Source organism: Streptosporangium sp. NPDC049078 (genome assembly GCF_040648855.1).
Classification (GTDB): domain Bacteria; phylum Actinomycetota; class Actinomycetes; order Streptosporangiales; family Streptosporangiaceae; genus Streptosporangium.
Map to the genome: position 1 here is coordinate 1 of NZ_JBEZEL010000045.1, position 1,302 is coordinate 1,302.

Genomic DNA, 1,302 nt, shown 5'->3' on the forward strand with positions numbered 1-1,302 from the left:
TAGGGCGTGTTTTAGAAGTCGGTGATGTGCCTGGTTGGCCGTCCGGGGAAGTGGCGGGCGGCCAACCAGACGGTGAGGTCGCGGGCGATGTCGTTGATGCTGCTCGAGGTGGTGACCTGGTGCTCGTTTCGGGTGCTGTCGCGGCGAACGACCTCGTATCCGCCTTCGTCCAGCACAGCCACCGAGGCGAACCAAACAGGGGCGTCCTCATCGGGCTGGATCACGACGAAGGTGTTGTCGGAGTCGTTCAGATCACTGATCATCATGAACAGCGCGTCCTCGGATGGGTCGTCGATGCGGTCGCCGTTTTCGCTGTCGGCGCCGTAGTACTGAGCCCCCATCTACGCTCTCCCTCTTCGCCCCGCTCAACCTGGTCGCGGTCAGCATGGCATGCGAAAGCGGCCGCTTTGCCGGGTCACAGCCATTCGCCGATCGCGGCAATCAGCACGGTGGCCTCGAAGCGGACCGCGAGCTTGTCAAAGCGGGTGGCCACCGCCCGGTTGCGCTTGAGCCGGTTGATCCCGCATTCGACCGCGTGCCGGGCCTTGTAGTCCTCGCGGTCGAAGGCCGGAGGCCGCCCGCCGGCCCGCCCGCGGCGCTTACGGTTTCCGGCCTGATCGGCCGGCTCGGGGATCGTGCTCCGGATCGCCCTGCTGCGCAGGTAGGACCGGTTGGCGCGAGAGGAGTACGCCTTATCGCCGCGCACCCGCAGCGGACGGACTCGGGGACGACCCGGCCCGATACGAGGGACCCAAATGCCTTCCAAGACAGCCGTGAACTGTGGGCTATCGCCGCGCTGTCCGGCGGTGACCAGCAAAGACAGCGGCCGCTGGCCTTGCTCGCAGGCCAGGTGAATCTTGGTGGTGAAGCCACCCCGGGACCGGCCCAGGCCGTGATCGGCGGGCTCGACACCGATTCCGCCCGGCGGCTCCTTCTGGGCCGATCCATCGCGACGGGCGCCCGCGGCGTGCTGATGGGCCCGGCAGATCGTGGAGTCGACGTTGACCTCCCACGTGATCAGTCCTGCCGCATCCGCCCGGGCTTGCAGCCCGGTCAGCAGCCTCGGCCACGTGCCATCGCGCTGCCAGCGGCGAAACAGACCATAAACCGTCTGCCAGGGCCCATACTCCGGCGGCAGATCCCTCCACGGAGCACCGGTCCGCACCCGCCAGCGGATCCCGTCTATCAACCTGCGCCGGTCCACCACCGGCCTGCCCAACACCGCGACCGGCAGCAACGGCTCCAGCACCGCCCACTGCTCATCAGAAAGATCCCCTCGCCCCACACCGAGATCATTACGGT

At 67.6% G+C, this 1,302-nt stretch carries 2 protein-coding genes; both read right to left on the minus strand.

Going from position 1 to position 1,302, the window contains the following annotated elements; translation table 11 throughout:
* Positions 1-11 precede the first annotated feature (11 nt).
* The gene (locus tag AB0B90_RS38625) at positions 12-341 is read right to left on the minus strand and encodes a hypothetical protein (RefSeq protein WP_362900094.1); all 330 of its coding nucleotides are present in this window, start codon (positions 339-341) and stop codon (positions 12-14) included.
* A gap of 74 nt (positions 342-415) precedes the next feature.
* Positions 416-1,285 (minus strand): IS5 family transposase, encoded by an 870-nt coding sequence (locus tag AB0B90_RS38630; protein ID WP_362926870.1) that lies wholly within the window; start codon positions 1,283-1,285, stop codon positions 416-418.
* Between the last annotated feature and the right edge of the window lie 17 nt (positions 1,286-1,302).